Here is a 20,419-nt window from a genome sequence, read left to right on the forward strand (position 1 = left end):
TCATGAATATCAAGGATTTAATGGTCAAAGAAGCAATGATCATGGATTTGCAAGCGACTGATAAAAAAGGCGCGATCGATGAAATGGTCCAAAAAATGTTTGATGCCGGCCGGATTTCCGATATCGACACATATAAAGAAGGAATTCTAGCTCGTGAAGCACAAACCTCTACAGGTCTTGGTGACGGAATCGCCATGCCTCACGCGAAAAATAGTGCAGTCAAAGAAGCAACAGTTTTATTTGCAAAAAGCCAAAAAGGAGTAGATTATGAAGCATTAGACGGACAGCCAACTTATCTGTTTTTCATGATCGCAGCTCCAGAGGGCGCGAACGACACACACTTGCAAGCATTAGCAGCACTATCTCGATTGCTGATTGATGCAGATTTTGTAGCGAAATTAAAAGAAGCAAGTACACCAGAAGAAGTCCAAGACTTGTTCCAAACAGCTGAAGAGCAAAAAGAAGCAGAAGAAAAAGCAGAACAAGATACACAAGCTGCAGAAGCTTCTGCTCATCCAGAAAGAAAATTCGTTGTTGCCGTTACAGCTTGCCCAACAGGAATCGCTCATACTTACATGGCAGAAGATGCTTTGAAGAAAAAAGCGAAAGAAATGGGAGTGGAGATCAAAGTCGAAACGAACGGTTCAGAAGGAATCAAAAACCGATTGACTGCTGAAGACATCGCTCGTGCAGAAGGCGTGATCGTTGCAGCAGACAAAAAAGTAGAGATGAACCGTTTTGACGGAAAAGAATTGATCAATCGTCCAGTCAGTGATGGTATCCGTAAACCAGAAGAGTTGATCAATCTAGCCCTTAGTGGTACTGCACCAGTATTCCATGGTGACGGAAAAGAAAATAGTTCAGAAGAAGGAAACGCGGATGGTACTGTCGGACAAAGAATCTATAAAGATTTGATGAATGGCGTATCACACATGTTACCATTCGTTATTGGTGGAGGAATCGCTATTGCTCTTTCTTTCATGATTGACCAATTTATTGGCGTGCCGCATGACCAGTTATCGAATCTGGGGAACTACAATCAAGCTGCTAGCTGGTTCAACCAAATCGGACAAGCTGCATTTGGGTTCATGTTACCGGTATTAGCTGGATTTATTGCTTCAAGTATCGGCGACCGCCCTGGTTTGATTGTTGGATTTGCTGCTGGTGCATTAGCTAATACAGGTGGCGCAGGATTCTTAGGCGCACTGATTGGTGGATTCTTGGCTGGTTATGTCATCGTATTTTTACGTAAATTATTCAAGAACTTACCAAAATCATTGGATGGAATCAAAACGATCCTCTTTTATCCAGTGTTTGGCTTACTGATTACTGGTTTCCTGATGTTGCTAGTCAATGTCCCTATGAAAGCAATCAATGATGCATTGAACGGTTTCTTGACAAGTATGAGTGGTTCGAATGCTGCTTTACTTGGTGCATTATTAGCTGGAATGATGGCGGCAGATTTAGGCGGTCCAATCAACAAAGCCGCTTATGTATTTGGTACAGCAACTTTAGCTACGACTGTTGCCACTGGCGGAAGTGTTGTGATGGCTTCTGTTATGGCTGGAGGAATGGTCCCTCCATTGGCGATTTTCGTTGCTACACGTTTATTCAAAAATAAATTCAGCAAAACAGATCAAGATGCTGGTTTGACGAACATCGTGATGGGACTTTCGTTTGTCACGGAAGGATCGATTCCATTTGCAGCAGCTGACCCGATTCGTGCCATTCCAAGTTTTATTATTGGTTCTGCTTTAACTGGCGGATTAGTCGGTGCTTTCGGAATCAAATTACTGGCTCCTCATGGCGGAATTTTTGTTGTATTCTTACTGAGTCACCCAATCATGTATTTGGTGTTTATTGCTATCGGAGCAGTCGTCTCTGGTGTGATTTATGGTTTATTGAGAAAAGCTCCTGCAGTAGCAGAAGCATAGAAATAAAAAGAAGAGACTGGGGAAATCCAGCCTCTTCTTTTTTTGTAGAGTAAAAGTAGTATAGATGAATAGTTGTTGTGCCATAAAATAGTTCTTCCCGGTACGTTAAAATGATTGCTTCAAATTTGTGATCGAAGATTTAGCCTCGATTTCTTGCTTGATTCTTGGTAAGTTTGCTTCATCAGTCAAGATTACCAAAATATCTCCTACATTCATGATCGTATCGCCGTGAGTCAAGATTTCCTGATTTCCTCTGCGTATAGAGATTAGCAGCATATTTTTAGGCCAATTGAAGTCCCGTACCATTAATCCGTCTAAAGAACTCTCTGCCGTTACTGGAAAATCAAAAGTTGTCCTTGCGCCTTTAAGAGCGGCGGTCTGATTGTTTCCAAGTAAACGTTCCAACAATGATTCGTAGATCGGATTCCCTCCGAGAAGATCATTGACGATATAAGCAACAAGAGCAGCCAACCCTAAAGGCATCAGATGATTGAGAGAGCCAACCATTTCTGTCACTAAAATAATTGCTGTCAGCGGTGCTTTCCCAATTGCTGTGAAATAACCAGCCATGGCAATCACGACGAAATCCTTGATGTAGATTGGATCCATCCCGAAATCAACCATGATGTTTCCATAAAAGCTACCGATTAAAGCCCCCAATGTCAATATCGGAAGGAAAATCCCTCCTGGAAGACCACCACCATAAGAAATCATGGAAAAAACGAATCGAAGAACAAACAAACCGATAATCATAATGATTGGCAATGAAGCATGTCCAAAAGCTAAAACGATTTGATTGCCTCCGCCTAGCGTACTAGGCCATAAATAACCAATCGGCAAAATCAGCAAGAAAGGAACGAATCCATGAAAATAAGCTGGTAAAGGCAATCGGTTGTAAAATTTTGGCAATGCTAGCAGGACCTTTTGATAAATAAAACCTAAGACGCCTAGAAGTACGCCTAATACCACCAAAGAACCATAATATTTCAACGGCAAAGAAGGAAGATCCCCTAGATATAAAACTGGTCTTAAGCCAAAAAAATAAAGAGAGACAAAGTTAGCTGTGATGGCCGAAGCAAAAGATGTCAGCCAAACAAGAGGAGAGAAGGAGTGATGGATTTCTTCTAAAACAAAGAGTAATCCTGCGATAGGAGCATTGAATGCTGCTGCAAGTCCGCTACTTGCTCCGCTAGAAATCAAAATCTTTTCTTCTGAAGATGGACTCCGAAACAATTGTCCAGCTCCTTGTCCGATAGCTGCACCAAGCTGTATAGAAGGGCCTTCTCGACCTAGAAAAAGTCCTGCGCCAACTGAAAGTACACCACCAATGAACTTTTTCCATAAAACAGAGAACCAGTTCATTGATAATTCCCCTCGAAGCTGTCCTTCTACTTGTGGAATCCCGCTTCCTTTGATATCCGGTTCATTTTTGACCAGATAACCCACAAAAAATGCTGCAAGGATGCAGCAAGTAGCCATGCCAACTAAGTAAATCGGCTGTTCCCGACTTATTTCATAGATGCTTCGAACAAAATCGCCTAACTTTTCGATCGATAAACGAAACAGGCTAACCACGATTCCTGTCAGTAGTCCAACGAATATTCCTTTTAGAATAAAATATATCTGAGTTTTATCTAATTTCTTGATTTTTCCTTTTTTTTCCATTCAAACGCCTCGCTTTCTTTTAATTTAGCGCGAAATCAACGAATTGACAAGAAGAAATCCATAAAAAGAAACAAATGATTTTGAATTAGCTAGTTTAATGAAAGCCAAGAAAATGCTATAATTAACAAGATTGATAAAAGAAAGGATGTTGTTAATGTCATCCAAAGCTGAATTATTAAACGGGATGAACCCCCGTCAGAAAGAAGCTGTTCTTCACACTGACGGACCATTATTGCTGATGGCAGGTGCGGGAAGTGGAAAGACGAGAGTGTTGACGCATCGCATTGCCTATTTGATTGAGGAAAAAGAAGTCAATCCTTGGAACATCCTAGCGATTACTTTTACCAATAAAGCTGCAAAAGAAATGAAAGAACGTGTCAATGCGATTCTCGCATCTGGGGGCGAAGATGTCTGGGTATCGACTTTTCACTCAATGTGTGTGCGTATTTTAAGAAGAGATGTTGATTTTATCGGGTATAACCGGAACTTTACGATCATCGACTCTTCTGAACAGCTGACCTTGATGAAACGGATACTGAAGGAACTGAACATTGACCCGAAAAAATATGATCCTCGCAGCATATTAGGAACAATCTCCCAAGCAAAAAATAGCTTGCAGACCCCTCAAGATTTTGCAAAAATGCAAGGCAGTTATTACGAAGAGATTGTGGCAAAATGTTACGCTGCTTATCAAAAAGAGCTTCAATACAATCAATGTATGGACTTTGACGACCTGATCATGAATACGATCCGGTTATTTGAAGAACATCCTGATTCACTCACATATTATCAAAACAAATTCCATTATATTCATGTAGATGAGTATCAAGATACAAACCACGCACAGTATACGTTGGTCAATTTATTGGCAGGTAGATTTAGAAATCTATGCGTAGTGGGAGATGCAGATCAAAGTATCTACGGCTGGCGCGGTGCAGATATGCAGAACATCTTGGATTTCGAAAAAGATTATCCAGATGCTGCAGTGATTTTGCTGGAACAAAACTATCGCTCCACGAAAAACATTCTTAGCGCGGCAAACCAAGTCATTGAAAACAATAGCAATCGAAAACCAAAAAACTTGTGGACAGAAAACAAAGAAGGAAACAAGATCACTTACTATCGTGCAGATAATGAACGAGACGAAACCCGTTTTATCGTAGACCGGATGCAAGAAGAGATTCGAAGCAATCATCGGAATTACGGCGACTTTGCCATTTTGTACCGGACGAACGCACAATCTCGTGTGATGGAAGAAACCTTGTTGAAAGCAAATATTCCTTATAAAATGGTTGGAGGGCACAAATTCTACGATCGGAAAGAAATCAAAGATATTTTAGCGTATTTAAATGTGCTGGCAAATCCTCAAGACTCAATCAGTTTTGAGCGTATCGTTAATTCGCCCAAACGAGGCATCGGACCAGGATCTATCGAAAAACTACGCAGTTTTGCTTCTCTCCATGAATGGCCACTGCTTGAAGCAGCCCAAAATGTGGAACTGGCAAATATCGGTGGAAAAGCAGGCCAGCAATTAGGTTCATTTGGAGAGATGATTCAAGAAGTCACGCAGATGATCCCATACTTGACAGTGACAGAATTGACGAAAGAGGTTTTGGATCGTAGCGGATACCTGGAAGATTTAAAAATCCAAAATACATTAGAAGCACAAGCGCGTATCGAAAACCTGGAGGAATTTTTAACGGTCACACAAGAATTCGATAAGCAGTTCGAACAGCAAAATGAAGAAGATGCTGATGCACCAGAAGAAAAACTAACGGTCTTCTTGAACGATCTGGCACTTGTTTCTGACATTGACAATTTAGAAGAAGACGCTTCGCAAGTGACATTGATGACGTTGCATGCAGCCAAAGGATTAGAATTCCCAGTTGTATTCCTGATTGGTCTAGAAGAAGGTGTTTTTCCTTTATCTCGAGCATTGATGGAAGAAAGCGAACTGGAAGAAGAACGTCGTCTCGCTTATGTAGGAATCACGCGAGCAGAAGAAGCGTTGTATTTAACCAATGCTTTCTCCAGAACATTATATGGACGGACGCAATATAACCGTCCTTCTCGTTTTGTAGAAGAAATCGATCAAGAATTGCTAGAAATCGAGGGCATGCGTCCTACGCCTAAAAAAACACCTGTATTCGCAAAAAAAACAGCATATAGCTATAAACAGCCAGAGACAGCGGTTGTTTCCTCTAAAAGTGCCACTGGAGGGGAAAAGACCAGCTGGAAACCTGGAGATAAAGTCAAACACAAAAAATGGGGCCTAGGAACAGTCGTCCGAGTAAGTGGGACGTCGAAGGATCTAGAACTAGATGTGGCTTTCCCAAGTCAAGGAGTAAAACGTCTTTTGGCTGCCTTTGCGCCAATTGAAAAAGCTTAGTAGTGGAGGGTAAATGATGGAACATGAAATGACGATTGACGAAGCTGCTAAACGAGCAGAAGAACTTCGTACAAGATTGAACCAATGGTCTCGTGAATACTACGTAGAAGATAAACCAACAGTGGAAGACTATGTTTATGATAAAGAATACGCAGAATTAGTAGCAATCGAAGAACAATATCCTGATTTGATCACGTCTGATTCTCCCACTCAACGAGTAGGCGGAAAAGTATTAGAAGGTTTTGAAAAAGTCACTCATGATATTCCGCTTTACAGTTTGAACGACGTTTTCAGCAAAGAAGAACTGATAGCTTTTGATCAACGTGTACAAAAAGCAGTGGGACGTGTAGTCGACTATTGCTGCGAACTAAAAATAGATGGTCTTTCCGTCTCTTTGCGTTATGAAGATGGGAACTTCGTTAGAGGAGCGACTCGTGGGGATGGGACTGTAGGAGAAAACATCACTGAAAACCTAAAGACTGTCCGATCAGTCCCAATCAAATTAAAAGAACCGATGAACATCGAAGTAAGAGGCGAATGTTTCATGCCAAAACGGTCATTTGTTCAATTGAATCAAGACAGAGAAGCAGAGGGAAAAGATATCTTTGCGAATCCTCGGAATGCCGCAGCCGGTTCCTTGCGTCAGTTAGATTCTAAAATCACAGCGAAAAGAAATCTGGATACTTTTTTATACACAGTAGCTGATTTCGGTCCTATGGAAGCAAAAACACAGTATGATGCATTAGAAGAGCTAGAAAAAATAGGATTCCACACGAATCGGGAAAAACGTCTATGTCATTCGATTGATGAAGTATGGGCATACATTGAGGAATATCATGATAAACGTGTAGATTTGCCCTATGAGATTGATGGAATCGTCATCAAAGTGAATGAGTTCTCGTTGCAAGATCAACTTGGCTTTACTGTCAAAGCACCACGATGGGCAACAGCTTATAAGTTTCCCCCAGAAGAAGTTGAAACACTGATCGAAAACATCGAATGGACAGTCGGACGAACGGGGGTAGTGACACCAACGGCAATCATGACGCCTGTCCGAGTAGCAGGAACGACAGTAAGCCGTGCCAGTCTGCATAATGGGGATTATATCAAGTTGAAGGATATCCGCTTAAAAGATACAGTTCTGATTTATAAAGCGGGAGATATCATTCCAGAAGTTTCGCAAGTCGTGATGGATAAACGACCTAAAGACAGCGAAGAATACCAATTACCTACACATTGCCCAGTTTGTGGAAGTGAACTTGTCCATTTGGATGAAGAAGTAGCGCTACGGTGCATCAATCCTAAATGCCCTGCTCAAATGAAAGAAGGCTTGAACCACTTTGTCTCAAGAAATGCGATGAATATCGACGGATTGGGCCCACGTGTGCTTGAACAGATGTATGACAAAAAACTAGTCGCAGATGTTGCTGATCTTTATAAATTGACAGAAGAAGAGTTATTGACGTTGGACAAAATAAAAGAAAAATCAGCAAATAATATTTTGACAGCAATTGACAACAGCAAAGATAATTCGGTCGAGCGGTTGATTTTCGGGTTAGGAATCCGACATGTCGGAGCGAAAGCAGCAAAAATTTTAGCAGAACATTTCGGTGATCTAGAGACATTGAGTAGAAGCGACTATGAGTCGATTATTGCGCTTGATACGATCGGTGATATCATTGCCGACAGTGTAGTCACTTATTTTAGTAACGAAGAAGTCCATGAATTGATGAATGAATTAAAACAAGCAGGCGTCAATTTCGAATACAAAGGGCTTCGAAGTACCCAATTGCAAGAAGTCGAGTCGCCTTTTAAAGAAAAAACAGTAGTCCTTACTGGTAAACTAACACGATTGACTCGTGAAGAAGCAAAAGAGACGATCGAAAATCTTGGCGGGAAAGTGACTGGTAGCGTATCGAAAAAAACAGATATCGTGGTAGCAGGAGAAGATGCTGGCAGCAAGCTAACCAAAGCACAAGAATTAGGAATCGAAGTTTGGACAGAAGATCAAATGGCAGAAGCATTGGCTAAAAGCCACTCAGCAAAAGAATAAATATTGAGTTTTTTCAGACAAATTTCAATAAATAATTTCAGACAGAGCACTCTTATGTTAAAATAGAGAGCAAAGTTTTTAACTCGTTTAGAAAGAAGGGGTAGTATGGCGATTAGTGAAGAACAAGTGAAACACGTTGCCAAATTAGCAAAACTTGCGTTCGCAGATGAAGAACTTGCAAGTTTTACCGACCAATTAGGTAAAATCATCGATATGGTGGAAATGCTGGAAGAAGTAGATACGGAAGGTGTTCCATTTACGTCGAATGTTGTCGAAACAGTAAACGTGATGCGACAAGATCGGGCGCAAGCTGGATGGAACCGTGATGAATTATTGAAAAATGTGCCGGAAACAGAAGACGGCTTTATCAAAGTACCCGCAATCATCGATAATGGGGAGGCTGGCGCATAATGACAAAAATACACAATCGTTCTCTAGAAGAACTGCATCGTATGCTTGTATCGAAAGAAATCACTGTACAAGATTTGACAAAAGCAACATTTGAACGAATCAAAGAAACAGAACCTGAGATCGAAGCATTCATCACATTGAATGAAGAAAAAGCATTGGAACAGGCAAAAGCTTTAGATGAAAAAGGTATTGATGAAAGCAACATCCTTGCTGGAATTCCGATTGGGATCAAGGATAATATCGTAACAAAAGATATCTTGACAACCGCTGCATCTAAGATTCTTTACAATTTTGAACCAATTTATGATGCAACGGTCATGGATAAAATCTATCAAGCAGATATGATCCCTGTTGGAAAACTAAACATGGATGAATTTGCTATGGGCGGAAGTACAGAAACTTCTTATTTCAAGAAAACAAAAAATGCTTGGGACCAAACAAAAGTACCTGGGGGCTCTTCCGGTGGTTCTGCAGCAGCAGTAGCAGCTGGACAAATCCCAGTTTCCTTAGGTAGTGATACGGGGGGAAGTATCCGCCAGCCAGCAGCTTTCAACGGCATTGTAGGAATGAAACCTACTTATGGCCGTGTCTCACGTTTTGGCTTGATTGCCTTTGCTTCATCTCTTGACCAAATCGGACCAATGACCCGTACGGTGAAAGATAACGCATTAGCATTGACAGCTATCAGTGGTTATGACGAAAAAGACGGTACTTCTTCAGGCGTTTCAGTTCCTGACTTTGCAGAGGGACTGACCGGTGACATCAAAGGAATGAAGATTGCTTTACCTAAAGAATACTTAGGCGAAGGTGTGGCCTCTGGCGTAAAAGAAGCTGTATTGAAAGCAGCAGAAACATTCCGTTCATTAGGTGCTGTTGTGGAAGAAGTCAGCTTACCTCATTCAAAATACGGTGTGGCTGTTTATTATATCATTGCCTCATCAGAAGCAAGTTCCAACTTGCAGCGTTTCGATGGTATCCGCTATGGTTATCGCTCTGAAAACGTGAAATCATTGGATGATGTATATGTCAACTCACGTTCAGAAGGATTCGGTGAAGAAGTAAAACGCCGTATCATGTTAGGTACATTCTCATTAAGTGCGGGCTATTATGACGCTTACTTCAAAAAAGCAGGACAAGTCCGTACATTGATCAAACGAGATTTTGAAAAAGTCTTTGCAGATTATGACTTGATCATCGGACCATCTTCACCAACAGTGGCATTCGGAATCGGTGAGAACATCAACGATCCAATCACGATGTACATGAGTGACATCTTAACGATCCCTGTCAACTTGGCTGGACTTCCAGGTATGTCTGTACCGGCAGGATTGTCAGAAGGATTACCAGTTGGATTGCAGATCATCGGTAATTATTTTGATGAAAAAACGATGTATCAAGCGGCATATGCGTTTGAACAAGCAACAGAATTCCACACACAACAACCAGCTATTTTAGGAGGGAAAGACGAATGAATTTTGAAACAGTCATTGGACTAGAAGTCCACGTCGAGTTGAAAACCAACTCAAAAATTTTCTCTCCAGCGCCAGCTCATTTTGGTGCAGAACCAAACAGCAATACAAACGTGATCGACTGGGGTTATCCAGGCGTGCTACCAGTAATGAATAAAGCTGCGCTGGAATTCGGGATGAAAGCCGCTTTGGCATTAAACTGCGAAATCTCTAAAGATACTCATTTTGACCGGAAAAATTACTTTTACCCAGATAATCCGAAAGCATATCAAATTTCCCAATTTGATCAACCAATCGGTCATGACGGATGGATCGAAATCGAAGTAGAAGGCAAGAAGAAAAAAATCCGGATCGAACGGGTCCATTTAGAAGAAGATGCTGGGAAAAACATGCATGGTATCGGCGGCTATTCTTACGTTGATTTGAACCGACAAGGCACGCCTTTGATCGAAATCGTTTCTGAAGCTGATATGCGTTCACCAGAAGAAGCATACGCTTATCTAGAAGCATTGCGTTCAATCATCCAATTTACAGAAGTCAGCGATGTGAAAATGGAAGAAGGTTCTATGCGTTGTGATGCGAATATTTCTCTCCGCCCTTATGGACAAGAAGAATTCGGTACGAAAGCAGAATTGAAAAACTTGAACTCTTTATCTTTCGTGAAAAAAGGTTTAGCTTTTGAAGAAAAACGTCAAGCAAAAGTTCTTCTTTCAGGAGGAGAAATCCAACAAGAAACACGCCGTTTTGACGAAACAACGAATAAAACAGTTTTGATGCGTGTGAAAGAGGGTTCTAGTGATTATCGTTATTTCCCAGAGCCTGATATTCCGAAATTCGTGATCGATGACGAATGGATTCAAAAAGTAAAAGCTAGTTTACCTGAGATGCCAGCTTCTCGTCGCGAACGCTATATCCGTGAATTTGGTCTTCCAGAGTATGACGCAATGGTATTGACACTTACAAAAGAAATGTCTGATTTCTTTGAAGCTGTTTTGGAAAATGGTGCAGATGCCAAGCAAACATCTAACTGGTTGATGGGTGAAGTTTCTGCTTACTTAAACAGTGAGAAACTGGAATTAGCTGAGACAAAATTGACACCTGAGAACTTAGCAGGAATGATTCGTTTGATCGCCGATGGAACGATCAGCTCAAAAATCGCCAAAAAAGTCTTCCGTGAATTGATCACAAATGGCGGAGAAGCGCAAGAAGTTGTTGAGAAAAATGGTTGGGTACAATTATCTGATCCTAGCAAACTTCTTCCAATCATTAATGAAATCTTGGATAACAATCAACAATCTGTCGATGATTACAAAAATGGAAAAGATCGTGCGGTTGGCTTCCTAGTCGGTCAAATCATGAAAGCAACTAAAGGGCAAGCAAATCCTGGTGTCGTGAACAAGCTGCTTAAAGATGAATTAGCGAAACGCTAGAGGCTGAAAATGAAAAAAGCACGCGTAATTTATAACCCTACCTCGGGAAAAGAATTATTGAAAAAAAATTTGGCGGATATCCTGCAGGCATTAGAAGAAGCAGGATTTGAAGCTAGCGCCTATGCCACTACACCAGAACCTGATTCAGCCAAGAATGAAGCACGCAGAGTTGCAGAACTAGGTTTTGATCTAGTAGTGGCAGCTGGGGGCGACGGAACGATCAACGAAGTGGTCAATGGGATCGCTCCGCTTGAACACCGTCCTAAAATGGCCATTATCCCAGCCGGTACGACGAACGACTATGCTCGAGCATTAAAAATTCCTAGAGATAATATTAAAGCAGCAGCAGAAGTAATAAAAAAACACCAAACAGTAAAAATGGACATCGGTCTTTCTGATAGCAGTTACTTCATCAATATCGCTGCAGGCGGCTATTTGACAGAATTGACTTATGAAGTTCCATCAGAACTAAAGAGTATTTTTGGTTATCTTGCCTACCTTGCGAAAGGAGCAGAGATGCTACCTCGAGTAAAGCCAATCAAAATGCGCTTGAAGTATGATGAAGGGGAATATATCGGAAATGCTTCGATGTTTTTCCTAGGGCTGACGAACTCTGTTGGAGGATTCGAACAGATCGCGCCAGATGCCAAATTGGATGATGGCAAGTTTTCTTTGATCATTGTAAAGACAGCAAATATCTTTGAGATCTTGCATATTGCGGCACTCATGCTGAATGGCGGTCGACATGTCGATGATCCAAGAGTAATCTATACCAAAACAAGCAGTTTGTTCGTCGAAACAGAAGATGATATCAATCGACCAGTAATGATCAACTTAGATGGTGAATATGGCGGGGAAGCACCGATGCATTTCCAAAATCTTCATCAGCACATTGAGTTCTTTGCCAATACCGATCAGATTCCTGATGAAGCAATCACAGGCACAGATGAAGAAGAATTAGAGGTTGTCAGCAAAGAATTCGTAAAAGAAGTCGAACGTTTAACGGATGAAGATATCGACGGTGACGGAAAAATAGCAGACGAAACACCTAATCAAAAGAATTAATCAAAAGCCGGTGCTGAACGTAGTAAGGTCAGTGCCGGTTTTAGTTGTGTAATTAACTGATTTATAGTAGAGTTCAGTAGGATTGAAAAATAGGCTTAAAGGAGCAAAATATGACAGAACAGCAAATAGTAAAGAAAAACGAACGATATACAGTCGAAATCGTCGACTTGAGTTATGAAGGAATGGGGGTAGCAAAAATCGATGGTTATCCATTATTTATCGAAAATGCACTTCCTGGAGAAGAAGTAGAAATACTAGTAGTGAAAGCGGGCAATAAGTTTGGATATGGGAAAGTCGAAACATTTATTACACAATCTCCTGATCGCCAGCCTGTAGAAAACAATGCACTACTTCGCACAGGTATCGCACCTTTAGCCCATTTGAAGTATGAACAACAGCTTGTTTTCAAACAAAAACAAGTAGAGCATGTAATGGCGAAGATTGCTAAGATGTCAGAAATTCCTGTACTTCCAACTGTCGGAATGGCAGAACCATTCGGCTACCGTAATAAAGCACAGATCCCTGTTCGCCGTATCGATGGACAGTTAGCCACCGGTTTTTACAAAAAGAATAGCCATGATCTAGTCCCTATCGAAGATTTTTATATCCAAGATCCTGTCATCGATCAAGCAATCAAAGTAGTCAGAGATATCTTGCAACGGTTCCAAGTACGAGGATATAATGAAGAAAAAAATGAAGGACAGCTTCGTCACATCATTATACGTCGTGGTCATTATTCCCATGAAATGATGGTCGTTTTAGTTACTCGTAAAGAAAAATTCTTTAAATCCAAGGAAATTGCTGAAGCCATTCATGAAGAATTGCCAGAAGTGGTTTCGGTCATCCAAAATATCAATGAAGAAAAAACAAATGTGATTTTAGGAGACAAAGAAAAAGTTTTATATGACAGAGACTATATCGAAGATCAGCTATTAGGAAAAACCTATCGAATCTCAGCAAAGTCATTTTATCAAGTAAATACTCAACAAGCAGAGTATCTGTACCAAACAGCCATCAAGTTTGCTGAGTTAGATAAAAAAGACATTGTGATTGACGCTTATTCAGGAATAGGTACGATTGGCTTGTCTTTAGCAGACAAAGTGGATAAGGTGTATGGGATGGAAGTTATTCCAGAAGCAATTGAAGATGCACAATTCAATGCTTTAAATAATAAAATCGAAAATGTTTATTATGAAGTCGGAAAAGCAGAAAAAGTCATGAAAAAATGGCAAGAAAAAGGAATCAAACCATCTGTGATCGTAGTTGACCCTCCACGAAAAGGATTAGATCATCATTTTATTGAATCAGCAATCGAAATGTCACCAGAACGAATCGTCTATATCTCATGTAATCCGGCAACTTTTGCAAGAGATGCTAAGTTATTTGCAGAAGCAGGTTATGCCGTGAAGAAAGTTCAGCCTGTAGATCTTTTCCCACAAACCCATCATATCGAATTAGTCGCTTCATTCGTTAAAGGAGAATAAAAATGGACCAAAAAGAAAAAATGAAAGAATTGATCAAAAAGAAACAAGGTGGAGGTCGATCCAAACAAATGGAAACACCTAAAAATGATCGTAAAAACATGAGAAAAGGCCCTAAGATCTTTAATAATTAATATGGTTAAAAAAGGATGTGGAACGATCATCTTGATGATCGTTCCACATCCTTTCACTATTTAAATCCTCCTATACTTCGTTTCATGTTCTTGACAATAATATAACCTAAAAAAGACAAAGAAAGAGTGAACAAAATGCCGCTTTACTCCACGTTTTTTGGTAATTCAAACGGCTGTTCATGAAAAAGTCGTTGAAAATGAGGGGTGAAAAAAGTCATGATGACAAAAGAAACAAGAAACGTAGCTGCATTTAGAAAAGCTACGTTAAAAAAACTCATGAAAGCCATCAGAATTGCTTCCGCCTTTTATACGTGTTTAGAGCGTGAGACAAAAGTGTTCTTTACTTTTGTCCCAAGCTCTTTTGGCTATGCTACCTGAAATTGACTATTATAAAGGCTAGCATAAAGCGTTGGTGCTTGGAGTAATTCAGAATGCGTTCCTTTTTCGACGATATCGCCGTTTTTCATTACAAGGATCATATCTGCATTTTCAATCGTTGACAAACGGTGGGCAATGACAAAACTTGTCCTGTCTTTTGTCACAGCCTCCATTGCTTGCTGGATCAATGCTTCTGTTCGTGTATCTACACTAGAAGTTGCTTCATCTAAAATAACGACAGGGGGATTTGCCAGAATGACCCGTGCAATTGTTAATAATTGTTGCTGCCCTTGAGATAACGTACCATTTTCGCTAGAGATGATTGTATCATATCCCTCTGGCAGTGTTCGAATAAAGTGATCACATTGCGCGATTTCAGCCGCTTCGATAATTTGTTCTCTCGTGGCATCCATTTTCCCATAGGCAATATTATCGGCCACTGTTCCTTCAAACAGCCAGGTATTTTGTAAGACCATCCCAAAAGAACGGCGTAGTTCTCCACGCGAAAGCTTAGTAATATCGCAGCCGTCAAATTCGATCTTTCCTTTATTCAGTTCATAAAAACGCATCAGCAGATTAACTAAAGTCGTTTTTCCTGCACCAGTTGGGCCAACAATCGCCACAGTTTGTTTTGGTTTTACTGAAAAATCAACTTGATTCATCAATATTTTATCTGATGTGTAACCAAATTGTACATTTTTGAAAGCTATTTTTCCTTTCGGTTCTTCCAAAAGTTTTGCTTCTGGTAGGTCCGGAATTTCATCTGTTTCATCTAATATTTCAAAGATCCTTTCGATTGCAGCCATTGCGGATTGGATCGAGTTGATCACATAAGAAGCAGTGGAAATTGGTTCAGAGATCTGATTGATGTACTGAAGGTAAGCTTGTAAGAAGCCAATCGTCACACCGCCAGAAAGAACGAGTATAGCACCGAATACCGCACTTATGATGAAGGCAAGTTGATTGATGAAACGGATTGCCGGATAGATGGCAAAGTTCATAAATTGAGCACGTTTAAAAGCATTGTATTGTTTTTTGTTTACTTCATGTATAGAAGCCTCTGCACGAGCTTGCTGATTGAATGTTTTGACTACTAGATTACCAGCTAAGATTTCTTCCATCCGATTATTCAAGACACCTAGTTCATATTGGTTTTGTTCAGAAATCTGTTTGTTTTTATTCGCAATTTTAGTTGTAACAATTGAACTTCCGACGATCAGCAATAAGACGAGCAAAGTAAGCTTGCTTTCGATATAAAACAGCATTAGACCAGCAGCAGCTATTGTTACGACAGAAGTGAAAAATTGATTGATACCTGTCAATAACACTTGAGAAAGCTGATTGAGTCCGGTAGTCGTCCGACTGATGATGTCGCCGACTTGATGATTATCAAAAAACGACATCGGCAATGTTTTGAATTTTTTTGAGATTTCTTTTCGTACCCTCAATGTGATCTTTTCGCTTAATGCTGCCATTGTACGTTCTTGGATAAATGAAGCAACACTGCTTAGGACTGAACAGCCGATCAGCAATAAGACAGGGAACAGCAATGCCTGTTTGATATCACTGAAAGTAAGCTGTCCAATACCTGTTTTTCTTATTTGCGACAACAAATCATCAATCCCAATTCCCATGATCAGGGGCATGGCTACAACTAATAGGTTGCCCAATAAACTGCATAGAAACAATCCGTAAAAATATTTATGTTCAGGTTTGATCATTTTCCAAAAACGTATCAAAGCGTGTGTGTTCAACGTTTTTTTCTTTTCCATCGAATCCCTTCTTTCTATATTCCTTGTGATTTGGCAAACTCTTGATATGTTTGACAATTAGACAATAGTTCTTCATGAGTACCTTGTCCTACGATTTTTCCTTCATCTAAAACAATGATGTTATCTGCTTGTTGGATCGTACTGAGCCGTTGAGCAACAATCACGAGAGTTTTCTCCGACATGTGTTTATGGAGTGCTGCCCTTAATGCTGCGTCTGTCTTATAATCTAAAGCGGAAAAACTATCATCGAATACATAGATTTCTGCTGGTTTGATCAATGCTCGAGCAATGCATATCCGCTGTTTCTGTCCGCCAGAGTAATTAGAACCACCTTGAGCAACAAAGCTATCTAATCCATCAGGAAGAGTGTCCACTAGTTCTTCTAATTGGGCGACCTTGATCGCTTTAGCCAATTCTTCTGGTGAAGCATGTTCATTTCCCATCTGCAAGTTGCTTAAGATCGTACCGCTGAATAAGAAGGCTTTTTGAGGGACATAACTGATGTGGGAGCGGATCTGTTCCTGCTTCATTTGAGTAAGAGGAATACCACCAAGGGTCACTTTTCCTACCGTAGGATCACTTAGTCTCAAGAGAAGTTTTGCTAAACTACTTTTTCCAGATCCGGTCCCACCAACGATCGCTGTTGTTTTTCCTTTAGGTATTGTAAAATCAATATCTTCTAGAACTGGATCAGAAGTTTCAGTATATTTGAATGTGACATGTTCAAAAGCAGCTGCATTTGTCTGATCAAAGGATGGTTTAGCAACTGTTTGGATCGTCTCTTCTTTAATTTCGATCTCTGCTTCGAGTATTTCTTCTATCCGTCGTAAAGAGGCGAATGATTTAGGGATAATGACCAGTACCATGGCTGCAATCATCAAATAAGCAAGTGTCAGCATAGAGTATTCCACTACCGCGGTCACGACCCCGATCTGTAACGTTCCGTCTGCCACAAGATTTCCGCCAAACCACAAAATAGAAGCATAAACGATTCCCATGAGTAAAAAAGCAATTGGAGTGACCCAAGCAAAGATTCGGTTCACTTTGATCATTTGACTAGCATAATCTGCAAAGGTCTGATTCGTTCGCTTTTCTTCATATGATTGATTATCAAAGGCACGGATCATATTGATCCCCGTAAAGAATTCTCTCAATGTGATGGTGATCCGATCCATTTTTGGTTGGATACTCAAAGATAAAGGCGTTCCTCGTTTCATCAGTCGGTAAACGATCCATACGTAAAAAACAACAGAGAATAATGTAACCCATGTAAGCAATAGAGAATAACGAAACATCATGAGGATGGTGAAAAAGCAAATAACTGGTGCTGGTAAAATCATTTGGCAAAATAAAACAATCATTTGCTGGACATTATCGACATCATTCGTCATTCTTGTCAAAAGAGATCCAGAACTGAAACGGCTGATATCCTTCATTGACAGTTGTTGGAATTTACGGAAATATTTCTCCCGTGTCTGGAAACCAAACCGAGCGGATGCCAATGCTGAAAAGTAACTAGAGGCAACTGCAGCGATTGTTCCTAGAAATGCTACAAGTAGCATTTCAACGCCGATTTTCTTGATAACAGAGGCTTCGCCACTTGCTATACCTGTGTCGATCAGTTTGGCTACTAATTTTGGTACACCTAATGTACCGGCGATTTGTAAACAGATCATCACAAAGGTAAGGAGAGCGAGTCCTTTGTTTTGCTGTAAGAATTTTTTTAAGATAGTCATATTATTCCTCCTTTTTCCTGATACTTTTCGATTCTATACCTTCAAGTAGCTTGAAGGTCAATAGAAAAAAGAATAAACTGGAAAAGAGGTGAGAAAAAATGAAAAAAATGTACACGATCGGCCAAGTATCGGAACTGTTTGATTTGCCAAAATCAACGATTCGCTATTGGGATGAACAGGGACTGATCCAGTCAAGCAGACAGGAAGAGAATGATTACCGCTTGTTTGATATCGACGATATCTTTATGCTTTATGATATTGTTTTTTATAGAAAATTAGATATACCGATCAAGCAGATGAAGAATTTATATGGTAAAACGCTGACGGAGTTATATGAGACACTTGATGAAACAGAAAAAAGAATCCATAAAGAACTATTGATAATGAAACAAAAACAGAAAGAGATAAGGGCGCGAAAAAAACAGTTGAAATTGATGATCGATACAAACGAGGAAGAATTTCCTATAGAAGAGATCCCTTTTGACTGTATGATCTCAACGGAATTTGAGGATATTGTGGAAATAAAACAATTTCTACCGAACTATTCGAGTTTTGGAATGATGAGTATGCCAGCTTCCAGTTCGCAAACGATGTACGGCTTTTTTATCGACCCCAGTGACATACATTTATTTTCCCAAGATGTGATTTGGAAGAAAAAAGATACGACTATTTATCGCCGGTTTTTATTGAAATCTGAGATGAACCATGCGGAACGTAATAATATCTTAGAAGTCAGAGAAACAATGCATGAAAAAGGGTGGGAAACAGGAGAAGTGATCGGACAATATCTATTGACCAATACGGACGAAAACAATATCAGAATTGAATATTATCATGCATGGATGGAAATGAAAAAATAGGAAAGAAATATTTAGGATAAGTGGATTGAATGGATGAAAATGAAATGAGAGAGAAATCGCTCGATTTTTTTTATTGAAAAAAGATTGACAAAATGAAACGAAAGTGGGATATTAATTAGCAAATAATGAAGCGTTGAAGAGAAGAGTAGCTGATCGGAAATAAGTACAGAGACCTTGGTAGGTGAGAGCAAGGATTGTTTGGTCAGTGAAGATGAGCTCTGAGTTTTTTTGATTGTTCACGCAATCTAAACGGTAAAGCGACCGATAACTCGCCGGGTATACAATCTGTACCGATGAGGCATTATTTGTGAGAATAATGCAAATAAGGGTGGTAACACGAAGTATTCGTCCCTTTTGTCGTTCAACGGCAAAAGAGGCGGGTACTTTTTCTTTTTTTGAAAAACTTCTTACGCTTTGTTAAAACATGATTATTGGAGGAGATTTTTTATGACAATTCGAACAACATCACCATTTCGCTATGACATCGTTGGGAGCTTTTTACGTCCTGAAAAATTGAAAGAGGCAAGGACTCGTTTTACTGATGGGGAAATCACACAAGAAGAACTTCGAAAAGTAGAAGATGAAACAATCATCGAATTGATAAAAAAACAAGAAGGAGCTGGTTTGAAAGCTGTTACTGATGGAGAGTTCCGTCGCAGCTGGTGGCACTTGGACTTCTTTTATGGGTTGAATGGCGTGGAATTTTATGTGCCTGAACATGGCTATTTCTTTCATGGAGAAGAGACACGTCCTGGTACAGTGATTGTGACGGGGAAAATTTCTGGTACGAACCACCCTTTCGTCGAACATTTTAAATTCACTCAGGCACATACAAGTCAAGGCATCGAAGTGAAACAGACAATTCCTGCTCCAGCTCAAATTTTAGTGGAACTACTTCGTCCGGATATATTACCCCATGTTCGAAAAGTCTATGAAGACAATCAAACATTGATCAAAGATATCATCGCAGCTTATCGTCAAGTGATCGACGACTTATATGAAGCAGGTGCGCGGACGATCCAGCTAGATGATTGTACATGGGGAGTATTAGTTGCACCACTTCCTAAAGGGTTTGCGATGGATGAGGGAAAAGATGAAAAAGAAGTTCGTCGGGAACTAGCAAATCTTTATTTAACGATCAACAATGCAGTCTTAGCTGACCAGCCGGATGATTTAACACTCAATACACATGTCTGTCGCGGGAATTACCATTCTACTTGGGCAGCATCGGGGGGCTATGACGACGTAGCAGATCCATTATTTACTCAAGAAAATGTCCGTGCCTATTATTTAGAATACGATAGTGAACGTGCTGGGAGTTTTGCACCTTTAGCGAAAGTTTCCGAAGATAAATTAGTTGTATTAGGCTTGATCACAACGAAAAGTGGTGAACTGGAAGAGCGCCAGCAAGTGATTGACCGGATCTACGAAGCGACACGATATCTGCCTTTGGATCGTTTGTGCTTAAGTCCTCAATGCGGATTTGCTTCAACAGAAGAAGGAAATATTTTGTCTGAAGAAGAACAATGGGAAAAGATTGCTTTTGTCAAAAGCATTGCAGAAGAAGTTTGGGGGAACAATTAAATCATGCAGGAGAGCTTGCTAGGAAAGAACACTATGGTATAATCAGAATGCTTAATAT

General features: G+C 40.2%; 15 protein-coding genes and 1 other annotated feature. Of the genes, 12 read left to right on the forward strand and 3 right to left on the reverse strand.

The features are described 5' to 3' along the window. Positions 1 to 2 precede the first annotated feature (2 nt). A complete protein-coding gene (locus QK255_RS05660; protein WP_002292058.1) occupies positions 3 to 1,934 on the forward strand; it encodes a PTS fructose transporter subunit IIABC in 1,932 nt (643 codons plus the stop codon). A 105-nt stretch (positions 1,935 to 2,039) separates the two neighbouring features. Here the strand turns inward: QK255_RS05660 and QK255_RS05665 are convergent, their stop codons facing one another. After that, complete coding sequence (locus QK255_RS05665) at positions 2,040 to 3,599, reverse strand: ClC family H(+)/Cl(-) exchange transporter (protein ID WP_002292056.1); 1,560 nt, start codon at positions 3,597 to 3,599, stop codon at positions 2,040 to 2,042. A 154-nt stretch (positions 3,600 to 3,753) separates the two neighbouring features. On the opposite strand from QK255_RS05665, the gene pcrA reads away from it, so the two are divergent. The 9 genes from pcrA to QK255_RS05710 all read left to right on the forward strand — a co-directional run bounded on the left by pcrA (position 3,754) and on the right by QK255_RS05710 (position 14,409). After that, a complete protein-coding gene (gene pcrA / locus QK255_RS05670; RefSeq protein ID WP_002292055.1) occupies positions 3,754 to 5,988 on the forward strand; it encodes a DNA helicase PcrA in 2,235 nt (744 codons plus the stop codon). 16 nt (positions 5,989 to 6,004) lie between these two features. Next, positions 6,005 to 8,041, forward strand: a complete 2,037-nt coding sequence (gene ligA, locus QK255_RS05675) for an NAD-dependent DNA ligase LigA (RefSeq protein ID WP_002342179.1) — start codon at positions 6,005 to 6,007, stop codon at positions 8,039 to 8,041. A 105-nt stretch (positions 8,042 to 8,146) separates the two neighbouring features. Then, positions 8,147 to 8,452 (forward strand): Asp-tRNA(Asn)/Glu-tRNA(Gln) amidotransferase subunit GatC, encoded by a 306-nt coding sequence (gene gatC, locus QK255_RS05680; RefSeq protein ID WP_002288477.1) that lies wholly within the window; start codon positions 8,147 to 8,149, stop codon positions 8,450 to 8,452. After that, a complete protein-coding gene (gene gatA, locus QK255_RS05685) occupies positions 8,452 to 9,924 on the forward strand; it encodes an Asp-tRNA(Asn)/Glu-tRNA(Gln) amidotransferase subunit GatA (protein WP_002292053.1) in 1,473 nt (490 codons plus the stop codon). Before gatC ends, gatA begins: the two co-directional genes overlap by 1 nt. Next, positions 9,921 to 11,351, forward strand: coding sequence for an Asp-tRNA(Asn)/Glu-tRNA(Gln) amidotransferase subunit GatB (gene gatB / locus QK255_RS05690; protein WP_002292052.1), 1,431 nt, complete (start codon positions 9,921 to 9,923; stop codon positions 11,349 to 11,351). Before gatA ends, gatB begins: the two co-directional genes overlap by 4 nt. Positions 11,352 to 11,360: 9 nt before the next feature. Further along, positions 11,361 to 12,416: a diacylglycerol kinase gene (locus QK255_RS05695; protein WP_002292050.1), complete on the forward strand. Its 1,056-nt coding sequence runs from the start codon at positions 11,361 to 11,363 to the stop codon at positions 12,414 to 12,416. Positions 12,417 to 12,526: 110 nt separating this feature from the next. Further along, positions 12,527 to 13,900: a 23S rRNA (uracil(1939)-C(5))-methyltransferase RlmD gene (rlmD, locus tag QK255_RS05700; protein ID WP_002292048.1), complete on the forward strand. Its 1,374-nt coding sequence runs from the start codon at positions 12,527 to 12,529 to the stop codon at positions 13,898 to 13,900. A 2-nt stretch (positions 13,901 to 13,902) separates the two neighbouring features. Continuing rightward, positions 13,903 to 14,031, forward strand: coding sequence for a hypothetical protein (locus tag QK255_RS05705; protein ID WP_002292046.1), 129 nt, complete (start codon positions 13,903 to 13,905; stop codon positions 14,029 to 14,031). A 216-nt stretch (positions 14,032 to 14,247) separates the two neighbouring features. Next, positions 14,248 to 14,409, forward strand: a complete 162-nt coding sequence (locus QK255_RS05710) for a hypothetical protein (protein ID WP_157749064.1) — start codon at positions 14,248 to 14,250, stop codon at positions 14,407 to 14,409. Here the strand turns inward: QK255_RS05710 and QK255_RS05715 are convergent. Both QK255_RS05715 and QK255_RS05720 read right to left on the reverse strand, forming a co-directional pair. Continuing rightward, on the reverse strand, positions 14,397 to 16,181 hold the full coding sequence (locus QK255_RS05715) for an ABC transporter ATP-binding protein (RefSeq protein ID WP_002292042.1): 1,785 nt from the start codon (positions 16,179 to 16,181) through the stop codon (positions 14,397 to 14,399). The two genes, QK255_RS05710 and QK255_RS05715, sit on opposite strands and share 13 nt — an antisense overlap. 14 nt (positions 16,182 to 16,195) lie before the next feature. Further along, positions 16,196 to 17,917, reverse strand: coding sequence for an ABC transporter ATP-binding protein (locus QK255_RS05720; protein ID WP_002292040.1), 1,722 nt, complete (start codon positions 17,915 to 17,917; stop codon positions 16,196 to 16,198). 98 nt (positions 17,918 to 18,015) lie between these two features. On the opposite strand from QK255_RS05720, the gene QK255_RS05725 reads away from it, so the two are divergent. Both QK255_RS05725 and QK255_RS05730 read left to right on the forward strand, forming a co-directional pair. Then, a complete protein-coding gene (locus QK255_RS05725; protein WP_002292038.1) occupies positions 18,016 to 18,777 on the forward strand; it encodes a MerR family transcriptional regulator in 762 nt (253 codons plus the stop codon). Between the two features lie 124 nt (positions 18,778 to 18,901). Continuing rightward, positions 18,902 to 19,133, forward strand: a binding site (T-box leader). A 91-nt stretch (positions 19,134 to 19,224) separates the two neighbouring features. Continuing rightward, positions 19,225 to 20,361: a 5-methyltetrahydropteroyltriglutamate--homocysteine S-methyltransferase gene (locus QK255_RS05730; protein WP_002292037.1), complete on the forward strand. Its 1,137-nt coding sequence runs from the start codon at positions 19,225 to 19,227 to the stop codon at positions 20,359 to 20,361. Positions 20,362 to 20,419: the final 58 nt, after the last annotated feature.

This window comes from Enterococcus sp. ZQ21 (assembly GCF_030053755.1).
Taxonomy (GTDB): domain Bacteria; phylum Bacillota; class Bacilli; order Lactobacillales; family Enterococcaceae; genus Enterococcus_B; species Enterococcus_B lactis.